The organism is Streptococcus sanguinis (assembly GCF_019929225.1).
GTDB classification, from domain to species: domain Bacteria; phylum Bacillota; class Bacilli; order Lactobacillales; family Streptococcaceae; genus Streptococcus; species Streptococcus sanguinis_J.
In genome coordinates this window covers 321023-341566 of record NZ_JAHZPA010000002.1, presented here as the reverse complement: position 1 = coordinate 341566, position 20544 = coordinate 321023, and the positions used below count along the sequence as shown (strand labels likewise).

At 43.0% G+C, this 20544-nt stretch carries 19 protein-coding genes; 3 read left to right on the top strand and 16 right to left on the bottom strand.

Annotation, left to right across the window (positions count from 1 at the left end; translation table 11 throughout):
* Positions 1–49: 49 nt before the first annotated feature.
* The 7 genes from glgA to K1I80_RS06170 all read right to left on the bottom strand — a co-directional run bounded on the left by glgA (position 50) and on the right by K1I80_RS06170 (position 9706).
* Positions 50–1480 carry a glycogen synthase GlgA gene (gene glgA, locus K1I80_RS06200; protein WP_223313291.1) on the bottom strand — a complete coding sequence of 477 codons (1431 nt, stop codon included), beginning with the start codon at positions 1478–1480 and terminating at the stop codon, positions 50–52.
* Positions 1480–2616 carry a glucose-1-phosphate adenylyltransferase subunit GlgD gene (gene glgD / locus K1I80_RS06195; RefSeq protein WP_223313290.1) on the bottom strand — a complete coding sequence of 379 codons (1137 nt, stop codon included), beginning with the start codon at positions 2614–2616 and terminating at the stop codon, positions 1480–1482. The genes glgA and glgD overlap by 1 nt, the downstream gene beginning before the upstream one ends.
* A complete protein-coding gene (locus K1I80_RS06190) occupies positions 2606–3748 on the bottom strand; it encodes a glucose-1-phosphate adenylyltransferase (protein WP_002897914.1) in 1143 nt (380 codons plus the stop codon). The genes glgD and K1I80_RS06190 overlap by 11 nt, the downstream gene beginning before the upstream one ends.
* 6 nt (positions 3749–3754) lie before the next feature.
* Positions 3755–5665, bottom strand: coding sequence for a 1,4-alpha-glucan branching protein GlgB (gene glgB / locus K1I80_RS06185; RefSeq protein WP_002932948.1), 1911 nt, complete (start codon positions 5663–5665; stop codon positions 3755–3757).
* A gap of 384 nt (positions 5666–6049) precedes the next feature.
* Entirely contained in the window at positions 6050–7474 is a 1425-nt protein-coding gene (locus K1I80_RS06180; RefSeq protein WP_223313289.1) for an NADP-dependent glyceraldehyde-3-phosphate dehydrogenase, read from the bottom strand.
* Between the two features lie 233 nt (positions 7475–7707).
* Positions 7708–9441: a phosphoenolpyruvate--protein phosphotransferase gene (gene ptsP, locus K1I80_RS06175; RefSeq protein WP_002896016.1), complete on the bottom strand. Its 1734-nt coding sequence runs from the start codon at positions 9439–9441 to the stop codon at positions 7708–7710.
* A gap of 1 nt (position 9442) precedes the next feature.
* Positions 9443–9706, bottom strand: a complete 264-nt coding sequence (locus tag K1I80_RS06170) for a phosphocarrier protein HPr (RefSeq protein ID WP_002929889.1) — start codon at positions 9704–9706, stop codon at positions 9443–9445.
* A gap of 598 nt (positions 9707–10304) precedes the next feature.
* Here K1I80_RS06170 and nrdH point away from each other — a divergent pair.
* The 3 genes from nrdH to nrdF all read left to right on the top strand — a co-directional run bounded on the left by nrdH (position 10305) and on the right by nrdF (position 13959).
* Positions 10305–10523 carry a glutaredoxin-like protein NrdH gene (gene nrdH / locus K1I80_RS06165; RefSeq protein ID WP_002897920.1) on the top strand — a complete coding sequence of 73 codons (219 nt, stop codon included), beginning with the start codon at positions 10305–10307 and terminating at the stop codon, positions 10521–10523.
* Between the two features lie 160 nt (positions 10524–10683).
* Positions 10684–12843, top strand: coding sequence for a class 1b ribonucleoside-diphosphate reductase subunit alpha (nrdE, locus tag K1I80_RS06160; protein WP_223313288.1), 2160 nt, complete (start codon positions 10684–10686; stop codon positions 12841–12843).
* Positions 12844–12999: 156 nt separating this feature from the next.
* Positions 13000–13959: a class 1b ribonucleoside-diphosphate reductase subunit beta gene (nrdF, locus tag K1I80_RS06155; protein ID WP_223313287.1), complete on the top strand. Its 960-nt coding sequence runs from the start codon at positions 13000–13002 to the stop codon at positions 13957–13959.
* A gap of 109 nt (positions 13960–14068) precedes the next feature.
* Here nrdF and K1I80_RS06150 read toward each other — a convergent pair whose 3' ends face one another.
* From K1I80_RS06150 to argB, 9 genes are all read right to left on the bottom strand, one after another.
* Positions 14069–14986: a diacylglycerol/lipid kinase family protein gene (locus tag K1I80_RS06150; RefSeq protein ID WP_223313286.1), complete on the bottom strand. Its 918-nt coding sequence runs from the start codon at positions 14984–14986 to the stop codon at positions 14069–14071.
* Positions 14987–15147: 161 nt separating this feature from the next.
* A complete protein-coding gene (locus K1I80_RS06145) occupies positions 15148–15801 on the bottom strand; it encodes a CPBP family intramembrane glutamic endopeptidase (protein WP_223313285.1) in 654 nt (217 codons plus the stop codon).
* A 21-nt stretch (positions 15802–15822) separates the two neighbouring features.
* Entirely contained in the window at positions 15823–16524 is a 702-nt protein-coding gene (locus K1I80_RS06140; RefSeq protein ID WP_223313284.1) for a CPBP family intramembrane glutamic endopeptidase, read from the bottom strand.
* Entirely contained in the window at positions 16521–17063 is a 543-nt protein-coding gene (locus K1I80_RS06135) for a DUF3267 domain-containing protein (RefSeq protein WP_223313283.1), read from the bottom strand. Before K1I80_RS06135 ends, K1I80_RS06140 begins: the two co-directional genes overlap by 4 nt.
* Before the next feature lie 28 nt (positions 17064–17091).
* Entirely contained in the window at positions 17092–17856 is a 765-nt protein-coding gene (locus tag K1I80_RS06130) for a DUF3169 family protein (protein ID WP_223313282.1), read from the bottom strand.
* A gap of 97 nt (positions 17857–17953) precedes the next feature.
* A complete protein-coding gene (locus K1I80_RS06125) occupies positions 17954–18163 on the bottom strand; it encodes a helix-turn-helix transcriptional regulator (protein ID WP_002896031.1) in 210 nt (69 codons plus the stop codon).
* An 18-nt stretch (positions 18164–18181) separates the two neighbouring features.
* A complete protein-coding gene (locus tag K1I80_RS12085; RefSeq protein WP_002921810.1) occupies positions 18182–18514 on the bottom strand; it encodes a hypothetical protein in 333 nt (110 codons plus the stop codon).
* 146 nt (positions 18515–18660) lie between these two features.
* Positions 18661–19803, bottom strand: coding sequence for an acetylornithine transaminase (locus tag K1I80_RS06115; RefSeq protein WP_223312542.1), 1143 nt, complete (start codon positions 19801–19803; stop codon positions 18661–18663).
* 2 nt (positions 19804–19805) lie between these two features.
* On the bottom strand, positions 19806–20543 hold the full coding sequence (argB, locus tag K1I80_RS06110; RefSeq protein WP_125401425.1) for an acetylglutamate kinase: 738 nt from the start codon (positions 20541–20543) through the stop codon (positions 19806–19808).
* Between the last annotated feature and the right edge of the window lies 1 nt (position 20544).

Here is a 20544-nt window from a genome sequence, read left to right as displayed (position 1 = left end):
TGTCCCATGGGCAAGAGAGGATTTGCTTATACTGATTCCGAAGTAAATGTTATAGGAGTGATTGATATAAATCACTGTAAGCCTTGCTGGCTGTATCCCAAGAGAAGTCTCTCTCCATCGCCTGCTCTTGCAGAGATTTCCAAGCTTCCTTGTCATCGGCATAAAGCTTGATCGCTTCCTTGAAGGTCCAAGTCAGCCAGTAGCCAGAAAAGTTATTGAAGCTAAAGCCCGTTCCCTGTCCTGTATAGATATTGTAAGGCTCGACGGTATCACGCAGACCGCCCACTTCATGCACCAAAGGCAAGGTTCCGTAGCGCATGGCCATCATTTGTGACAGGCCACAAGGTTCGAAGCGGCTTGGCATGAGGAAAATATCGCTGGCAGCGTAGATTTCCTGAGCCAAGGTTACATCAAAGAGAATATTAGCTGAAAGCTTATCAGGATAGGCATGACCAAACCAAGCGAAAGCCTGCTCAAAAGCTGGATCCCCTGTTCCCAAGAGGATAACCTGCACATCTTCCTGGAGGAGATTATGCAGCTCTTCCACTACCAAATCAAAGCCTTTCTGACGCGTCAGGCGGGAAACAATTCCAACAACAGGCACATCATCACGCACAGGCAGACCAACTCTCTCTTGCAAAGCCCGCTTGTTTTCTAGTTTACCAGATAAGTCAGATTTGTTAAAGTGATGGGCTAATAGCGGATCCGTTTCTGGATTATAGATATCTGTATCTATACCGTTGACAATTCCGACCAGCTTACCAGACTCCATCCGCAGGATTTGATCCAAATTGCAACCAAATTCTGGTGTACGGATTTCACCTGCATAGCTTGGTGATACAGTCGTCACTCGGTCTGCATATAGAATACCAGCCTTCATCCAGTTGAGACAGTCATTCCAACGCAGGGTTCCGTCTGCATAGCGCTCATAGCCCACTCCAAACAGTTCCCAAAGCATGCTGTCAGGGAATTGACCTTGGAACTCCAGATTATGGATGGTCAAGACAGTCTTGATATTCTGATATGCTTGAATCCAATGGTATTTTTCCTTAACCAAGAAAGGAATCATAGCTGTATGATAATCGTGAACATGCAGAACATCCGGAATGAAATCAATCCGCTCCATCAGCTCTACTGCTGCTAACTGGAAGTATGCAAAGCGCTCACCATCATCAAAATCCCCGTAAACATGGCCGCGGAAGAAATAATTCTGATTGTCAATAAAATAGAAGGACACACCGTTCAAGACCAGTCGCTTGACCCCAACATACTGGCGGCGCCAGCCAACGCTGACTTCAAAATAGAAAAGGTCTTCCACTTGGTCGCCAAATTTGGCATCAGTCATGTCATAGTAAGGCAGAATGACACCAACTTCATGGCCAGCCTTAACCAGTGATTTGGGGAGAGCGCCGATAACGTCTCCCAAACCACCTGTCTTAGAAAATGGGGCTCCTTCTGCTGCTGCAAATAAAATCTTCATCAAATTATGTCCTCTGTAACTTTTTGGCCCTTCTTGACTACAATTGGGTCTTCTGCAGTTCCGCGAATCACCACTCCTTCGCCAATTTCAACACCCTTGTCCACAATCGCGTACTCGACAGTTGCATTTTCTCCAACTTTCACTCGAGGGAAGAGAACACTGTGTTTGACACTGCTTCCAGTCTTAATCTTGGTATTCCGTGAAATCACAGAATTGATGACCTCACCTTCCACAATACTTCCTGACGCAAACTGGGAGCGAGATACTTTTGAAGACTCAGCATAGTAAGTTGGCTCTTCATTCTTAACCTTGGTGTAAATCTTTTGGTTCGGACTGAAGAGAGAGTAAAATTTCTTACTTTCAAGCATATCGATATTAGATCTGTAGTAGGTCTCTACAGAATAGATATTTGCCAGATAGCCTGTATATTCGTAGGCAAATGCCCCTTCCTGAGTTGCTAAATCACGCAGGACATAGCGCAGCTTTTGCGGATGCTCTTTCTTAGCTTCTTCTTCCAGCTTTTCAATCAGCCATGGAGTATCCACCACAAAGATGTCTGTAGACATATTGAAGAGCTCAGCATCTTCTCGGCCATCAAAGAGTTTATGCCCTCTGACATGGTCTGTTTCGTCAATATCTAGGACAGCATTCACATCCGAAATATTTTCCTTATGCAATTTCTTATAGACAACTGTGATTGGCTGTTCTGTTGTATTGTGCAAATGGAAAACTTGATTGAGGTCAATATTAACCAAGACATCGCAGTTAAGAGCGACCGTTTGGTTGGAACCAGAACGTTTCAGGTAGGTCAAAAGCTGCTTATAGTATTCCTCACCGACTGTAGAGCTTTCTACACGGGTATTGTAAATTCCCAAGTAATAGTGGCTGAGCAAGGTAGACAGACCCCACTCACGGCCAGAACGAATATGGTCAAAGACAGAGCTGATATTGTCCTGTTGGAAGATACCAAAGACACTGCGGATACCAGCATTGGCAAGACTTGAAAGCGGGAAGTCAATCAAGCGGTATTTCCCACCGAATGGCAAGCTGGCTACTGGACGATGATTTGTCAGAGTTGACATATCATGGAAGCCGACTGTGTTTCCTAAAATTGCTGAGTATTTATCAATCTTCATCTTTTGGTACCCCCACTTTCTCGTTGTATCCGACAACATATACTTCCTCTGTGCCATCAATCTCTACACCATCAGAGATGATAGCACCTTCGCCGATAATGGCCCGCTTGATCTTAGCGTCTTTGCCAATAACAGCTCCACTCATGATGACAGAGTCTTCAATGACTGCGCCCTTTTTGACTTGAGCACCAGTAGAAAGAATAGAGTGTTTTACTGTACCGTCAACGAAACATCCATCAACGACCAGCGAGTCTTCCACATGGGAATTTTCACTGATGAAGTTTGGCGGAGAAATCAAGTTGCGAGAATAAATCTTCCAGCGACGATTGCGGCTATCTAGAGCATTTTCTGGGCTGATGTATTCCATGTTGGCTTCCCAGAGAGACTCTACTGTACCAACATCTTTCCAATAGCCTGCAAAGTCATAAGCATAAACGCTTTCGCCAGATTCTAGGTAGTTAGGGATAACATTCTTACCAAAGTCAGACATATCCACATTGCTCTTTTCAGCAGCTACCAGCATATTGCGCAGACGCTGCCAGTCAAAGATATAAATCCCCATAGAAGCCTTGGTTGACTTAGGATGTTCTGGTTTTTCTTCAAATTCAACAATCCGATTATTAGCATCTGTATTCATAATACCAAAACGGCTGGCTTCTTTGAGAGGCACATCCAGAACGGCTACTGTCAAGCTGGCATTGTTGTCCTTGTGAGATTGAAGCATGTCATCATAGTCCATCTTGTAGATATGGTCCCCAGACAAAATCAGGACATATTCAGGATTGATGCTGTCAATATAGTCGATATTTTGATAAATCGCATGGCTGGTACCTTCAAACCAACGATTTCCTTCGCTCGCAGAATAAGGCTGAAGAATGGACACGCCTGAGTTAATACCATCGAGCCCCCAGCTAGAACCATTTCCGATATGACTGTTCAGAGCTAGTGGTTGGTATTGAGTAATGACACCGACATTGTGAATACCGGAGTTGGCACAGTTAGACAAGGCGAAGTCAATAATACGATAGCGGCCGCCAAACTGTACCGCTGGTTTTGCGATACTCTGTGTGAGCTTTCCAAGACGAGTTCCTTGCCCGCCAGCAAGAATCAAAGCTAGCATTTCATTCTTCATAGACTATTACTCCTTTGTGGAATCTTTTTTAACATTTTTTCGAGCAATCCGACGCTTGATCTTCCAGATGCTGGCTCCAAGAGCTGGCAGCGTAAAGGTCAAGGTCTGTGGATAATCTTTCCAAAGTCCTTCTTGAGACTGAACTGTTTCGTTATGTTCCTTCCAAACACCTCCCCATTCTTCTAATTCAGTGTTCCATACTTCTTCATAAATGGCTTCCACTGGAACACCAATGGTAAAGTTCTTCCGCTCTACCGGCGCCATATTGAATACACAAACTAACATATCTCCTTTTTCTGTCTTACGGATAAAGGAGAGGACACTTTGATCAGTGTTATCCGCATCAATGATTTCGATGCCATCGTAGCTCAGATCAATCTCCCAAAGCGGACGATTGTCTTTATAGAAGGCATTGAGTGCAGCAGTAAAGCCCTGCATCTTCTTGTTCATCTGATCGTCCAGATTCGACCATTCTAGTTGCTCTTCTGACTTCCATTCTAGGAACTGACCGAACTCCGAACCCATAAAGAGCAATTTCTTGCCTGGATGGCAAATCTGATAGGTCAGCAAGTTGCGGAGCCCTGCGAATTGATTGTAACGGTCACCCCACATCTTGTGCATAAGACTCTTCTTGCCATGAACCACTTCATCATGCGAGAATGGCAGGAGGAAGTTTTCAGAGAAAGCGTACATAAAGCTAAAGGTCACTAGATTAAAATCGTACTTACGATAAATCGGATCTTCTTCGTAGAAGCGAAGGATATCATTCATCCAGCCCATATTCCACTTGTAGTCAAATCCAAGACCACCCAGCTCTCTCATACCAGTAATCTTGGTCTCTGAGGAGCTTTCCTCTGCAATCATCATGACATCAGGATGGGCTAGCTTAATGACCGTATTGAGGCGTTGCAGGAAGTAATAACCTTCATAGTTGCGATTGCCTCCATCTTTATTTGGCTGCCATGGGCCGCTGTCATAGTCCAGATAGAGCATATTGCTGACAGCATCAACTCGAATCCCGTCCAGATGATAAAAATCAATCCAGAATTTAATGCTGGAAATCAAGAAAGACTGAACTTGATTTTTACCTAAATCAAAGTTGAGAGCACCCCAGCCATAGTTATGAGCCCGATCGTGATCCTGATACTCGAAAGTCGGTGTCCCGTCATAGTAGGCCAGAGCATCATCATTAATAGTAAAGTGACCTGGTACCCAGTCCACAATGACACCGATATTGTTTAAGTGGCATTCTTCGACGAAGTCCTGAAACTCCTCAGGTGTACCATAGGTATGCTCAAAGGCAAAGTAGCCCATGAGCTGATAGCCCCAGCTAAGTCCCAGCGGGTGAGCCATAAGCGGCATGAATTCCACATGCGTGTAGTTCATCTCCACCAGATACGGAATCAAGTCTTCTTTTAACTGGGCAAAGCTATAAGGACTGCCGTCTTCATTGCGTTTCCACGAACCAGCATGCACTTCATAGATATTGACCGGCCGAGAGAAGAAGCCCCAGCGCTTCCGGCGTGCCAGCCAAAGACCGTCTTTCCACTTCTTCTCAGGAATAGTGCGAATAACTGCTCCCGTGCCCGGACGCTCTTCCAGATAGATAGCCAGCGGATCAATTTTCAAAATTTCCTGACCACTGCTGCGCTTGATATTGTACTTGTAAATATCTCCTTCCTTAGGCAGCTCCGTGAAGACTTCCCAAACGCCCGCTTCATTTCGGACCATTGGAATCTGCTCTTCATACCAATTGGTGAAATCTCCAATCAAATGTACACTCTGAGCATTAGGCGCCCAAACACGGAATGAGTAGCCAGACTTGCCGTCCACTTCTTCCTGATGCGCACCTAGATAATGCTGCAAATGAAAGTTTTCACCTGTTGTAAAGGTTCTTAATGCTTCGTTCTTATCCATGCAATCACCTTTCTATTTGTAAGCGTTTTCTATAATACTATTCTACATTATTTTTATCTCTTTTTCAAGTAAATTTCAAATATCCTTACGGAAAATCACTAAAACCGAACATTAGCTAAAATTAGTAATAAATGAGAGAGAAAACACTGCATTTTGTGCCTCTAAGTATGTTTTTATTCCTTTTTCGCTAAATATAGAGCTGTCCAAAACAAGAAAAAGATGAAAATTTTCATAAAGATATAGACCAATATGTAAATTTACATTTTAAAATAATAAGCAATTAAACATATAAATGCTTGATTCTTTTCAAATGATTCGATAATCTTGTTCAATTTACAAGTTCATCAAGGTAAGAAAAAAGGCCGCACAAAGCCGCCTTTCTCATTATTTCACATCAAACACGATGGATTTCACTTGTGTCATCGCTTCGATACTGTAACGAATCCCTTGCACTCCTGCTCCAGATCCCTTAACTCCAAGGAATGGGAAGTTATCTGGACCACGTTGGGTCTTATTATTGATATGTACAGTACCCACTTCCAGTTTCTCAGCAATTTCAAATGCTTTCGGGAAATCATTTGTAAAGACTGAAGACTGAAGACCAAACTCTGACTGGTTACAGATCTGAATAGCCTCTTCAACGGAAGTCACACGAATAATCGGAAGAACAGGACCAAATGGCTCTTCCCAAGCTAATTTCATATCCAGTGTCACATGGTCAAACAAGGCAGGCCAGATGAGATTTGCTTCACGTTTGATTTCTGTCAAGGCTGACGCTCCCTTTTCTTGAGCATCTTCAATCAAGCCCCAGATGAAATCTGCTGATGCGTTATCAATGACTGGTGTGATATCCGCATTATCAAAGGGATTACCAACCGTCAACTTCTCTACCTCTGCCTGAAGCAGCGCCGCTAATTTATCCGCTACGCTCTCCATGACAATGACACGTTTAATAGCCGTACAGCGCTGACCGGAATAACTGTATGCCCCGCCAACAATCTGCTTAGCTGCATGCTCCAAGTCAGCATCTTCCAGCACAACTGCAGCATCCTTACCACCCAATTCTAACATAATTGGACGCATACCAGCTAACTTACCGATGCGCTCACCGATTGGGGTGGAACCAGTAAAGTTAATGTAGTTTACTTCCTTATGCTCAATGATGTAATCCCCGATTTCTGAACCACGTCCTGTGATGGTATTGAAAACTCCAGCAGGCAGACCAGCCTCAGCAAAAGCTTGAGCCAGGACCAGACCAGAAATTGAACCTTGAGTAGGTGGCTTAAACATCACGACGTTTCCGCCGATAAGGGCAGGAGCAATTTTGGAACCAGACAGGTTGACTGGGTAGTTAAATGGCGCAATGGCCAGTACAACTCCTACAGGCTCACGACGAACCACAGCCAATTTTTTCTTGCTGGCAGCTTCAAAGCCGCCACCTTCCATAACCTGACCGTGAATACGAATGCCTTCTTCAGCCGCATAGCGAATCAAGTCTGCTGTCCGGACTACCTCTCCGACTGCCGCTTTGATACCCTTGGCAACTTCTTTTGCAAGAATTTCACCGATCTTCTCCTGATCGCGCTCCAAAATATCCGCAACCTTATGCAAATAAGATGCACGTTCAACTGCTGAAAGAGCTCGCCAAGCTGGCAAAGCCGCACGAGCGCTTGCCATCGCATAGTCAACCTCTGCCTGAGTCATGGCAGGCACAGTTCCTAAAATCTCATTGTTGATAGGAGATGAGATGGTAATTTCATTTTCAGAAACTTTCCACTCTCCATTTATATAGTTTTTATATTGTGTCACGTGTCCCCTCCAAAATGTTATTAAATATTATTTTACCAAATTTTCTGAAAATTTCAACCAAAAGTTATAAATTTAAAGAATTTTTTCACAATTAAGATAGATTGTCTAAGTTTGTTCATATTATATCTGATTATTTCTATTTTCTTTGATTTCAACTTTCTTCACAAACTTCACTATGCCCCTGAAGAAAACAAAAAAGACCAGGAAAATCTCCCTGATCTTAATTTTTCAGATTAATCGAAGTCCAGATATTCTTTTTCAAGCTCAAGAACTTCTTCCATCGTTGCACATTCAGTCAGTGCACGCTGAGCCAGTTCTTCCATCTTCTTCGTATCCAGCTTCTTCATGAGGCTACGAGTCCGAAGGACAGAAGTCGCACTCATAGAGAATTCATCCAAGCCCATACCTACGAGCAATGGCACCGCAGTTTGGTCGCCGGCCATTTCTCCACACATACCTGCCCATTTACCTTCAGCATGAGCTGCCTTGATAACATTGTTGATCAAGCGAAGGATAGATGGGTTGTAAGGTTGATAGAGGTAAGAGACTTGCTCATTCATCCGGTCAGCAGCCATAGTGTACTGGATCAAGTCGTTAGTACCGATAGAGAAGAAGTCTACTTCCTTGGCAAATTGATCCGCGAGCATAGCTGCTGCTGGGATTTCAATCATGATACCTACTTGGATATTGTCTGCTACTGCAACGCCTTCAGCTTGCAACTTAGCTTTTTCTTCGTCATAAACCGCTTTAGCTTTGCGGAATTCTGTCAGAAGGGCTACCATTGGGAACATGATACGTAATTGTCCATGTACAGAAGCACGCAAGAGAGCGCGGATTTGTGTACGGAACATAGCATCGCCAGTTTCAGAGATAGAGATACGCAAAGCACGGAAACCAAGGAATGGGTTCATTTCATGTGGCATATCGAAGTAAGGAAGCTCCTTATCTCCACCAATGTCCATTGTACGAACAACTACTGGTTTTCCATTCATGCCTTCAAGCACAGCCTTGTATGCTTCATACTGCTCATCTTCTGTCGGGAAGTCTTGAGAATCCATATAAAGGAACTCAGTCCGGTAAAGACCAACTGCTTCTGCACCGTTAGCATTGACACCTTCAACGTCTTTTGGCGTACCGATATTGGCTGCCAATTCGAAGTGCTTGCCATCTGCAGTCACAGTCTGAGCATCCTTAAGCAATTCCCATTCAGCTTTTTGCTTAGCATAAGCCTCACCAGCTGCTTTAAATGCTGCGATTTGCTCTTCAGTTGGGTTGATAATCACTTCACCAGTGATACCGTTAGCTGCAATCACATCGCCGTCTTTTACAAGCTCAGTAATGTTATTAGTTCCCAATACTGCTGCGATTTCAAGCGTACGTGCCATGATAGCAGAGTGGCTTGTACGGCCGCCGATATTGGTTACAAAAGCTTTAACAAATTTCTTATCCAGCTGTGCTGTATCAGAAGGAGTCAAGTCATGAGCAATCACAACTGATTCTTCATTGATAGACGCTGGGTTTGGCAATTTCTTGCCCAAAAGGTTAGCAAGAACACGTTTTGTCACGTCGCGGATATCAGCCGCACGCTCTTGCATATATGGATTGTCGTCCATGTTTTCAAAGAGAGTGATAAACATGTCCGTTACTTCTTTCAGACCAGCTTCTGCATTGGTCTTTTTCGCACGGATTGTTTCTTTGATTTGCCCAACCATTTCAGGGTCAGCAAGTACCATTAAGTGAGCGTCAAACACCTGAGCGGCTTCCTCACCAAGGCTATCTACTGCTTTCTCACGGATAACAGAAAGCTCGTTCTGTGAAGCTTCAAGAGCTGCATCCAAACGAGCCTCTTCTGCATTCGTATCTTCGACTGAAACAGTCTCAAATGATAAATCCGGTTGAACTAATAGATATGCCTTAGCAACGGCAACACCGTCAGATGCTGCAATTCCTTTAAGCATTTCTGTCATATTAAGCCAATCCTTCTTTTTCCATTGTTTCAGAGATTGCAGCGATGGCATCGTCTGCATCTGCACCTTCAGCTGAGATAACTACGTCTGCACCTTGACCTACACCAAGACTCATAACACCCATAATGGATTTCAGGTTTACTGATTTACCTTTGTATTCAAGCGTGATGTCTGAAGCGAATTTGCTAGCAGTTTGAACCAACAAAGTTGCTGGACGTGCGTGAATACCTGTTTCTGCTACAATGTGGAAATCTTTAGAAGCCATAGTTAGACTCTCCTTTTAAATAATTCTTTTTGAGTTATTGTGATAACCCTTACAAGTTGATATTATATCACCTTTTGAAATCTTTTTCAAGAATTTTATAGCCCGCTTACAAAATATTTCTTGGGAAATGAAAACTCTTCTTATTATATTGAAGAGAGAATTTTCGAGCTAAATCCCACATTCCCCAAGCTTTATTCAAAAATGGCTTCCACCAAGTTTTTAATCATAAATTTCTTATTTTTATATTCTTAATTTCCATAAATTAAGAATATAAACTCCTCCCTCCACTCCTCCTAGTGATTCCCTAAATTCTGTAACACAAGATATTGGATTTTGGTTTTTGGGAGGAAAAGCTACCAGTCATTTATCTAACATTTTAAGACTTGTTTAAGCATTGCCGCAACAGCATTTTGCTCCTTTTCTGCAATTTTTCACTTCTTTTCACCGCTTATACAAACACTATATATTGTATTGTAATCTATCCTATAACAAAATATCACACAATATTTAGTTCAAAACTATTGACATTCTATTTTCTTTTAGATATACTAGTTTCGTATTATTTAAAAGAAAAAACGAAAGTTTAGAGGAATTTTTAATGGTAACTATTTACTCAAAAAACAACTGCGTTCAGTGCAAAATGACCAAGCGCTTCTTAGATACTAATCATGTAGAATACCGCGAAATCAACTTGGATGAACAGCCAGAATTCATTGACCATGTCAAAGATCTTGGTTTCAACGCTGCTCCTGTGATTCAGACAGCAACTGAGGCATTTTCTGGTTTCCAACCTGGTAAATTGAAAAAACTATCTTAATGTAGTTTATTTTGAGGGCGGCGCGCCTTGATTGGGAGATAAACTAAAAGACATATTATCAGGGCAAACTGCAGCTCCTATGCTCATAGGGGCCGTTTCTTTTGTAAGGCGGATATTTTTCCGCTAGCTAATTATCTTATTTATATAGAAAAGGAAAAACATGGGACTCAAACATTTAGAGGATGTAACATACTTCCGACTCAACAACGAAATCAACCGTCCAGTTAATGGTCAGATTATGCTTCATAAAGATCAAGAAGCCTTAAAAGCTTTTTTTAAAGAAAACGTTGAGCCAAACACCAAGCAATTTTCTTCTATCACAGAAAAGATTAAATATTTAATAGAAGAAAACTATTTGGAAAAGGAATTTATCCAGCTCTATTCTCCGGAATACATCGAGGAGCTGACTACTTTTATCCATGCTCAAGATTTCAAGTTTAAATCTTTCATGGCTGCTTATAAGTTCTACAACCAGTATGCACTGAAGACCAATGATGGTGAATACTATCTGGAAAGCATGGAAGATCGGGTACTCTTCAACGCCCTCTACTTTGCCAACGGAGATGAAGCCATTGCCAAGGATATTGCCAATGAAATTATCCACCAACGCTACCAACCGGCGACACCAAGCTTCCTCAACGCTGGTCGGGCTCGTCGCGGTGAACTGGTTTCCTGCTTCCTCATCCAAGTAACAGATGACATGAACTCTATCGGCCGCTCCATCAACTCTGCCCTGCAATTGTCTCGTATCGGAGGCGGGGTCGGTATTTCCCTCAGCAATCTGCGGGAAGCTGGAGCACCTATCAAGGGCTATGAGGGAGCTGCATCTGGGGTTGTTCCTGTTATGAAACTCTTCGAGGACAGCTTCTCTTACTCTAACCAGTTGGGCCAACGTCAGGGAGCTGGGGTTGTTTACCTCAATGTCTTCCACCCAGATATCATCGCCTTCCTTTCTACCAAGAAAGAAAATGCTGACGAAAAAGTTCGGGTTAAAACCCTCTCACTTGGTGTCGTCATTCCGGATAAGTTCTACGAATTAGCGCGTAAAAATGAAGAAATGTACCTCTTCAGCCCATATTCTGTTGAACGCGAGTACGGTGTACCATTTGCCTACCTTGATATCACTGAAAAATACGATGAGTTGGTCGCTAATCCAAATATCACTAAGACCAAGATCAAGGCTCGTGATTTGGAAACAGAGATTTCCAAACTCCAACAAGAATCTGGCTATCCTTATGTCGTAAACATTGATACGGCCAACCGCTCAAATCCAATTGACGGTAAAATCGTCATGAGTAACCTTTGCTCTGAAATCCTGCAGGTGCAAGAACCTAGCCTTTTGAATGATGCGCAAGAGTATCTTCACCTAGGAACAGATGTATCATGTAACTTAGGCTCTACTAACGTTGTCAACATGATGACTTCGCCTGACTTCGGAAAATCCATCCGAACTATGACACGCGCTTTGACCTTTGTCACAGACAGCTCGCACATCACAGCTGTGCCATCTATTGACAATGGTAACAGTCTGGCGCACACCTTTGGTCTGGGAGCTATGGGACTGCACAGCTACTTAGCTCAGCAGTTGATCGATTATGGATCAGCGGAAGCTGTAGAGTTCACCAGCATCTACTTCATGCTCATGAACTACTGGACTTTAGTCGAGTCTAACAATATCGCTCGCGAGCGTGGCGTGACCTTCCATAACTTTGAAAAATCTGATTACGCTAACGGAACTTACTTTGACAAATACCTGACGGGTGAATTTGTACCTAAGTCTGATCGTGTCAAAGAACTCTTCGCTGGCATCTTTATCCCATCTGCAGAAGATTGGGCAGAGTTGCGCGACAAGATCAAGGCTGATGGTCTCTACCACCAAAACCGCCTGGCTGTTGCACCAAATGGCTCTATCAGCTACATCAACGACGTTTCTGCTTCAATTCATCCAATCACTCAACGGATCGAAGAACGTCAAGAAAAGAAAATCGGTAAGATCTACTATCCCGCTGCTGGTCTGTCAACCGAGACTATCCCTTACTACACCAGTGCTTATGACATGGACATGCGCAAGGTTATCGATGTCTATGCAGCCGCAACTGAGCACGTGGATCAAGGACTTTCCCTGACTCTCTTTATGCGCAGCGATATCCCTAAAGGCCTCTACGAATGGAAAAAAGAAAGCAAGCAGACAACCCGCGATCTTTCTATCCTGCGTAACTATGCCTTCAACAAGGGAATCAAGTCCATCTACTACGTCCGTACCTTTACTGATGATGGTGGCGAAGTAGGTGCCAACCAATGTGAAAGCTGTGTCATCTAACAAGAGATTTTAGAAAAAGAAAAGGAAATTCGACCATGCCACAATTTTACTTTCCTCATTATGGGCAGGAAGGTAAAATCGTGAAATATTGGGACAGTATCCAAGAAGTGATAGCTGATACCACATCAGGTCGTACCATCTACTAAAGGAGAAAGAATGCAAACTTACTATAAAGCCATTAACTGGAACGCTATCGAAGATGTCATCGATAAGTCCACCTGGGAAAAACTGACTGAGCAATTCTGGCTGGATACGCGGATTCCCCTATCCAATGACCTGGATGACTGGAGAAAGCTGTCCCACAAGGAAAAAGACCTGGTTGGCAAGGTCTTCGGTGGCCTGACCCTGCTGGATACCCTCCAGTCTGAGTCTGGTGTGGATGCCCTGCGCAAGGATGTACGCACTGCTCACGAAGAAGCTGTCTTCAACAACATCCAATTTATGGAGTCCGTTCACGCCAAGTCCTACTCTTCTATCTTTTCTACGCTCAACACCAAGTCAGAAATCGATGAAATCTTTGACTGGACCAACACCAATCCATACCTGCAAAAGAAAGCTGAGATTATCAATGAGATTTACCTGAACGGTACAGCTCTGGAAAAGAAAATAGCCAGCGTTTTCTTAGAAACCTTCCTCTTCTACTCTGGTTTCTTCACTCCGCTCTACTATCTGGGTAATAACAAACTGGCTAACGTTGCTGAGATTATCAAGCTAATTATCCGCGACGAGTCTGTCCATGGAACCTATATCGGCTATAAGTTCCAGCTAGCTTTTAACGAACTACCAAAAGACGAGCAAGAAAAACTCAAAGAATGGATGTATGACCTGCTCTACACCCTCTATGAAAATGAAGAAGGCTACACTGAAAGCCTGTATGACACAGTCGGCTGGACCGAAGAGGTCAAGACCTTCCTGCGCTACAATGCCAACAAGGCTCTGATGAACCTGGGACAGGATCCCCTCTTCCCAGACTCAGCGGACGATGTCAATCCTATCGTCATGAACGGTATCTCAACCGGCACTTCTAACCATGACTTCTTCTCTCAAGTAGGTAACGGCTACCTGCTAGGCGAAGTTGAAGCCATGCAGGATGACGACTATAATTACGGTTTATAAGACAAAGAACCCCTCTTTCCAAAATACGGAAAGAGGGGTTTTGTAATCTAAACTAGAAAGGAGAACAGATAAAACACATCATCTAGCTTTTCTGAATTTTCCAAAATAATTAGTAATACACATTCAAATGAGATGGCAAGACACGAATCGTTACTGGCAGTTGGTCGCCCTCATCTCCGTCAACGTTGACGCTGAGCTCTGCCTTATCATCAGCCAACTCAACTGTGATTTCCTTGAAGGTCAGATACTCGATATTATCACTTTCTTCACCATTGCCCGAAATCAAATCCGGCACAGAAACCAAGGTGTCCAAGAGATTTTTATCCTTAAGATACAAAAGATGGAGCAAGCCGTCATTAACAGTGGCTTCAGGGAGAATGCTCTCGAAACCTCCGATAGAGTTGGTAGAGCCAATCAAGAGTGTGCTGCTCTTTATCGTGCGCTCTTCTCCATCGATCTTTAAGCGAAATTCGTAAAAACTAGTATCCATCAACTGCTTGAAGCCAGAGATAAAGTAGGCAAACTTGCCCCACTTGGTCTTGTCTTCAGAATCCACATTGTTAATCGACTCAGGAATAGTTCCAATGGCAACCACATTCATAAAGTACTGGTCATTAATCTTGCCGATATCAAGTGGCTTGACTTTGTTGATATCCAGATTCTGAATGGCTTCTTCAGCGTCCAGGGGAATGCCGAGAGCACGCGCCAAATCATTGACTGTACCAAGTGGAAAGAAACCAAAAGTCGGACGATAGTCTAGTTCAGCCAGGCCGCTGATTCCTTCATTGACTGTTCCATCGCCGCCCATGACAAAGACGCTATCATAATGGTCTTCTGCTGCTTGCTTAGCAAAAGCTGCTGCGTCTCCGCCTTTTTCAGTATGCTTGACCACTACCTCATCGAAACATTTTGCCAGCTTTTCCCTTGCCAAGTCTTCATAGGACTTGGCTTTTTCGCCTCCCGAGCTAGGGTTGACAATTAATAGAACTTTAGACATAAGGAAACCTCTTTTCATTTGATAGCTCATTATACCATCTGGAAAACACTTTCACAAGAATTTGAAACTGCTGGCTTTCGAAAGACCAGAAAAGCAGTTTAGTATTTAAAATCCATTCCACAGAAAAACACTTCTGACGTTAGATTTTTCTGTCTAACTTTAGAAGTGCTGTCTTATATTTCGTTTTTCTATTAAAAGAAGACAATGAGAACAAAGGCAATGAGGTTATTGGCCAAATGTAGGCCCATTGAGTAACGTAGGTCCTTCTTAGCTAGATAGCCTAGGCCGAAGATTGCTCCCAAGATGAAGTAAACCAGAAACTGGACTAGATTGCCCGGCATGTGCAGAAGGGAGAAAAAACTGGCAGATACAGTTAAATAGAGCAGGTTTTTCGCCAAACTATTTTGGTTGGGAAAGAGAAACTTAGCCAAAAATCCTCGTGTCAGCAACTCCTCAAGAATAGGAGCAAAGATTACCATGTATAGGAAGGCAAAGGCTGGCTGCTGCTGAATCAATTGTACAGCAGTGTTCTGATTGGCAGAAGATTCAATAGGAACGAGCTGCTGGAAGATGATAAAAGCAAGCAAGAGGACGCTGGGAAGCCAGATAGAGCTGGTCAGCTTGGTATTTTTGATTTCCAGTTTCAAATCTTTCTGGTACCATTTCCACATGGCAAAAGAATAGAGACTTGCAAGTATGACAAAAATCGGCAAAATCAATAGTTGAGAAGCTCCTCCTGTCAGAGAACCCATAGTGAAGAGAACTATAGCCGAAAATATATAGAAATAGGCCAAGAGGACAAGAATATAAAGGCCAAAATTAGTAAGAAAAGTTTTTAATTTCATAGTGACTCCTTATAGTTTGCTTTACTGAAACATAGCTAGCAGCAGTATTATAGCCATAGGAAGATTGTTCAGGATATGAACCAACATGGAATCTTTTATATTCCCCCGACGAGCATAGGATAAATATAAAACCAGTCCAAGTGCAAAATAAATTGGAAACTCTGTCAATTGAGTGATATGAGGCAGAGTGAAGACCACAGAAGTCACAATAGCAGGCAAAACTTTTTGATTATTTTTGAAAAAGAAGGCAGTTCCAAAACCGCGGAAAATTAGTTCTTCCATGATAGGAGCGATAAAAGCAATCGTTGCAACAAAGAGCAAGGCAAAGAAGATATGCTGCGAAGACATCATTCCCCCCAGCCCTTGTATGGCGCTGTCATTACTGGTCTGGGAATTGCCGCTCAGGATGAGATTGAGATAAACACCGACAATAGCAGCCACTCTGGCAAGGAAAAAGAATAGAAAAGCAAAACCGATGTCCTTGCCAGACTGTTTGAATTTTTTCTTTTCTTCAGGCACATGCTTCTGATAACGCCGCCACAAGCTACGAAAAATCAGGAAAACTAAAATCAGATACAAGGCTACCAATAAGATTTCTGCATAAATAGGTAAATTCTTCCCGAGCCTTAAGAATAGCATCGGAGCAACATTTATAAGGAGGCTAAGAGCAATTAAGCCTATCCATTTTACAAGTCCTAAAGCAATTGATTTGAAGTTGTTCATTTTGTACTCTCCTTTTGATAAATATTAATACCGACTTCCGTATCCTCAACAGCTATATCACCCTGCTGCTGAAGAATAGCGACAGCCAGGAAAAAATCTCCTGCACAGCCGGCTGCATGGAAGCTAGCAAGGACGATATAAGAAGCCGCAGTCAGAATATGCAAGGCATAGATCAAGGTCAGGGCTAGGCTAATCAGAAAGAATGGTGCCAGGATAATGACGAGCATCCTTTTCCGACTGTAACGACTGCCTGGGCTGGTCGCATAGGCCATGCCGCTTTTAAAACCAAACTTGACCTTGGTATTTTCATCCCCCAAGACCTTGAAGAAAAAGCCGTGGATCAGTTCATGGATGACCATTAGAACAAGGAGGTAGAATAAATCAAAGAAATGAAAAACTTCGCTGCCCTTGCCATACATCAGAATGGCAATCCAAGTAAAGAGGGCTAGAAAAGGGAAGATCAGCAGCACGGCCGTTATATTCAGAGCCAGAATGACCTTTTTATTATGGATAAAATCAAGTTCTTTCAGTAGTTTCATAATTTCCGCCTTTCATCGAGAAATAAGCTTATTTGAAATATTTTCTTACCATTGGATAATACATAAGATTGATATAGATATGGATCACCACTAGGACGACAAAACCAGAAACGACATTGAGGGGTGTGAAAGTTCCCACTATCCCTAAAATAACATAGAGGGCTGGCAGAAGTCTCTGATTTACATTAAAGAGAATAAGATAGCACTGTTCATAATTGGCTTGCAGCTCTGACTCATCATAAGAGAGGGCAAATTCTTTTATTTCCTCAGTAGTCGGAAAGGCTGATAGCTTATAGTGCCGCACCTTCTGAACTGTCTTTAAAAAGACAACTTGTAAAATAATATAAAGAAAGGCAATCGCATAATCTATAAAACTCCACTGAAGAGGGCTCTTATGATTAGTAATATTTCCAATAAAAACAACTCCAACTAAAATCGTAAAAAGAACGATAGCACTGCTGATATTAAAGACAATAGTCGCATATTCCAGATTTTTAAAGGTTAGCCGGTACCATTCATAATTCTTATCCTCATCTGCTTCTTTTTCATAAGCTTCATTGTATTTACGAGTCCGATAAATCAAGAAAAAGACCAAGGGATAGAGGATGATAAGGCTGGCCCTACCTAGCTGGCGCAGCAGTTGAACAGAAAAAATAGTCGACCAACTGATGTTTTTTAGCAGACCAGTTTCAGAAAACAAAATAGACAGACCACCTATTAAAGCTCCAGCTAGAAATATAAGGACATTATATAAAACTCTTTTCTGTGTAGATATACGTTTTTGCTCTTTCACGACTTCTTCTCCTTTATTTTTTTACAATAGATGATACAAGAATGCTGAGGCTGAAGGACTGTTTTAGCTCCTGTTGAAATGAATCTTAATTGGTTCTTCATTCTGCTTCCTCCACCAGCCGAAAGACATTCTCAACGTTTTCATTGAAAATATGGGCAATCTTAAGGGCAATCACAATCGATGGGGTATATTCGCCTCTCTCTATAAGGCTGATTGTCTGCCTGGAAACACCGGCCAGCTTAGCCAGTTCTGTCTGGTTGAGACCGTCACGCGCCCTCAACTCCTTGAGTCGATTTCTTAATTTCATTAAAATCCCCCACTTCTCCTAAAGCTCGATAGACCGAATGTCTTCAATACGAATCAGCTTGGTCTTGGTCTGACCTTTTTTATCTGTCATGCTCAGCTTGACCCATTCTTCATCCACATCCACTACCAGCCAGTTTACCAGCCAGTTATTGGTTCCAATTGACTCGCTCATAATTGTCGGCTTCTTTCCAATCATTTCTTTTAAAAATTGTGACATTGTTTTGTTCCCCTTTCTTTTTCTTTCTAAAGACTTTATCCGTCCCTGCATCCGTTTTAGCTTATTGGAAGAATCAATCCCAAAGATAAAAACCATAAAAGTCATCGGAAGCAAGAACCATAAGAATGCATTCATAAGCGTCCCTCCATTTCCTGTTCAAAAGTATTGTAACAGATTCTTTTCTTTTTGACAAGTATATTTGTCAAAAAAATAATAATCATTGTCAAGAACACCATTATCATAGATAAAAAAGAATCCAGCTCAAACTGAATCCTTTTCCTTTATTCATCTAATTCTGAAAATACTTCTTTTAAAATAGCAATCCCTTGCTGAATTTCCTCCCTGTTGATAGTCAAAGGCGGCAGGAGACGGATAACATTCTCTCCGGCTGTCAGGATAATCAAGCCCTTCTGACGAGCGGCTTCAACAATCTTTGACAGACTGGCACTTGTTTCAATCCCAATCATCATGCCCAGGCCTCGAACAGCAGAAATCTTTGGATGGTCCTGAAAAGCAAACTGCAGCTGCTCCAGTAAGATGGCACTCTTAGACCTGACTTCTTCCATAAAGCCCGCCTCTTTCATTATATGCAAGGTCTCCAAGGCGGCTGCCATGGCTAATTTATTGCCACCAAAGGTAGAACCATGACTGCCAGGTCCAAAAGCAGGAGCCAAGCTTGATTTTCCTAATAGAGCGCCAGAGGGTAGGCCATTGGCCAGACCCTTAGCCAGTGTCACAATATCCGGTATAATCCCATAGTGCTCAAAGGAATAAAGCTGACCCGTGCGCCCCATACCTGTCTGGACCTCATCAACAATCAGCAAAATCTCCTCTCGTCGGCAAAAATCAGCCAAGTCTTTGACAAAAGCTGCTTCTGCTGGACGAACTCCTGATTCTCCTTGGACCAATTCCAACATGACAGCTGCCGTATCCTGATTGACCAACTTTTCTACGCTGGCAAGATCATTGTAAACCGCATAGCTGAAGTGAGGCACCCCATCACCAAATCCTTCCTTAATCTTATCCTGTCCTGTTGCGGCCATTGCGCCAAAGGTCCGACCATGAAAGGATTGCTGAAAAGTGATAATGCCTTGCTTGCCAGCAGCTTTGCGGGCTAGCTTAATAGCAGCTTCATTGGCTTCTGCTCCGCTATTACAGAAAAAAGCCAAATAATCATAAGAACCTGCCAACTCTTGAGCCACCTGCTCTTGCAGAGAGCTAAGATAGAGATTGGGACTGTGCCAGATGCACCCTGCTTGCTGGATCAAAGCCTGCTGGACCTGCGGGTGAAAGCCAAGATTGGTTACGCCAATCCCCGATGAAAAGTCCAAATAAGTCTTTCCCTCACTGTCAATCAGATAAGAGCCCACTGCTTTAACAAACTCAATAGGTGCCCTCTTGTAGTTTTCAAATAAATAAGTCATCGTTATCCCTCTGCTATCAAGGTGCCCGTCAAAAGATTATCACCAATCAGAACCTGCCCGACACCGGAAAGCACAGTTTGAACAGCACTCTCAATCTTGGGAATCATGCCGCCCTTGATGACACCTGTCTGTATCTTCTTGGAAACCTGACTGGTCAGAAGCTGGGGCAGGACCTTTTTGTCCTCTAGAACTCCTTCTATATCTGTCATCAGGATTAGCTTCTCTGCCTGCAAGCTGCTAGCAACTGCCGCTGCTAGATAGTCTGCATTGATATTTAAGAACTCGCCAGCCGCATTTTCCCCTAGCGAAGCCAGCACTGGGACTATGTCCGCAGCCAGCAGCTGCTCTAAATAAGCAGTTTGAATCGCTGTCACATCACCGACATAGCCATAGAGGTCTTTATCGATAAAATCTGCCGAAACTGTCTTTCCCAAATGTGAAACCAGTTGAAGGCTTTCAATATCTGAGTCGTTCAGTTCTTGTGTCAGCGTCCGGCCGACTTGACCTAGCAGGGCCTGCTCAATGATGGGCAAGTCAGACTTAGCTGTCACCCGCAACCCCTTAACCTTGCGAGTAGGCAGCTGGCGCTCTTTCATGAGTTGGTTAATGACCAGACCGCCCCCATGAACGATCACGATTTTCTTACCAGCTGCTATCCATGCTTGCATTTGCTTGATAAACTTATCAGACAGCTTTTGCGCAGCAACACCGCCAATTTTTATAACAATCACATCTTTCATT

Bases quoted from the DNA above. Each gene is read 5' to 3' on its own strand.
- glgA (WP_223313291.1), bottom strand. From the start codon at position 1,480: ATGAAGATTTTATTTGCAGCAGCAGAAGGAGCCCCATTTTCTAAGACA.
- glgD (WP_223313290.1), bottom strand. From the start codon at position 2,616: ATGAAGATTGATAAATACTCAGCAATTTTAGGAAACACAGTCGGCTTC.
- K1I80_RS06190 (WP_002897914.1), bottom strand. From the start codon at position 3,748: ATGAAGAATGAAATGCTAGCTTTGATTCTTGCTGGCGGGCAAGGAACT.
- glgB (WP_002932948.1), bottom strand. From the start codon at position 5,665: ATGGATAAGAACGAAGCATTAAGAACCTTTACAACAGGTGAAAACTTT.
- ptsP (WP_002896016.1), bottom strand. From the start codon at position 9,441: ATGACAGAAATGCTTAAAGGAATTGCAGCATCTGACGGTGTTGCCGTT.
- K1I80_RS06170 (WP_002929889.1), bottom strand. From the start codon at position 9,706: ATGGCTTCTAAAGATTTCCACATTGTAGCAGAAACAGGTATTCACGCA.
- nrdH (WP_002897920.1), top strand. From the start codon at position 10,305: ATGGTAACTATTTACTCAAAAAACAACTGCGTTCAGTGCAAAATGACC.
- nrdE (WP_223313288.1), top strand. From the start codon at position 10,684: ATGGGACTCAAACATTTAGAGGATGTAACATACTTCCGACTCAACAAC.
- nrdF (WP_223313287.1), top strand. From the start codon at position 13,000: ATGCAAACTTACTATAAAGCCATTAACTGGAACGCTATCGAAGATGTC.
- K1I80_RS06150 (WP_223313286.1), bottom strand. From the start codon at position 14,986: ATGAGCTATCAAATGAAAAGAGGTTTCCTTATGTCTAAAGTTCTATTA.
- K1I80_RS06145 (WP_223313285.1), bottom strand. From the start codon at position 15,801: ATGAAATTAAAAACTTTTCTTACTAATTTTGGCCTTTATATTCTTGTC.
- K1I80_RS06140 (WP_223313284.1), bottom strand. From the start codon at position 16,524: ATGAACAACTTCAAATCAATTGCTTTAGGACTTGTAAAATGGATAGGC.
- K1I80_RS06135 (WP_223313283.1), bottom strand. From the start codon at position 17,063: ATGAAACTACTGAAAGAACTTGATTTTATCCATAATAAAAAGGTCATT.
- K1I80_RS06125 (WP_002896031.1), bottom strand. From the start codon at position 18,163: ATGAAATTAAGAAATCGACTCAAGGAGTTGAGGGCGCGTGACGGTCTC.
- K1I80_RS12085 (WP_002921810.1), bottom strand. From the start codon at position 18,514: ATGAATGCATTCTTATGGTTCTTGCTTCCGATGACTTTTATGGTTTTT.
- K1I80_RS06115 (WP_223312542.1), bottom strand. From the start codon at position 19,803: ATGACTTATTTATTTGAAAACTACAAGAGGGCACCTATTGAGTTTGTT.
- argB (WP_125401425.1), bottom strand. From the start codon at position 20,543: ATGAAAGATGTGATTGTTATAAAAATTGGCGGTGTTGCTGCGCAAAAG.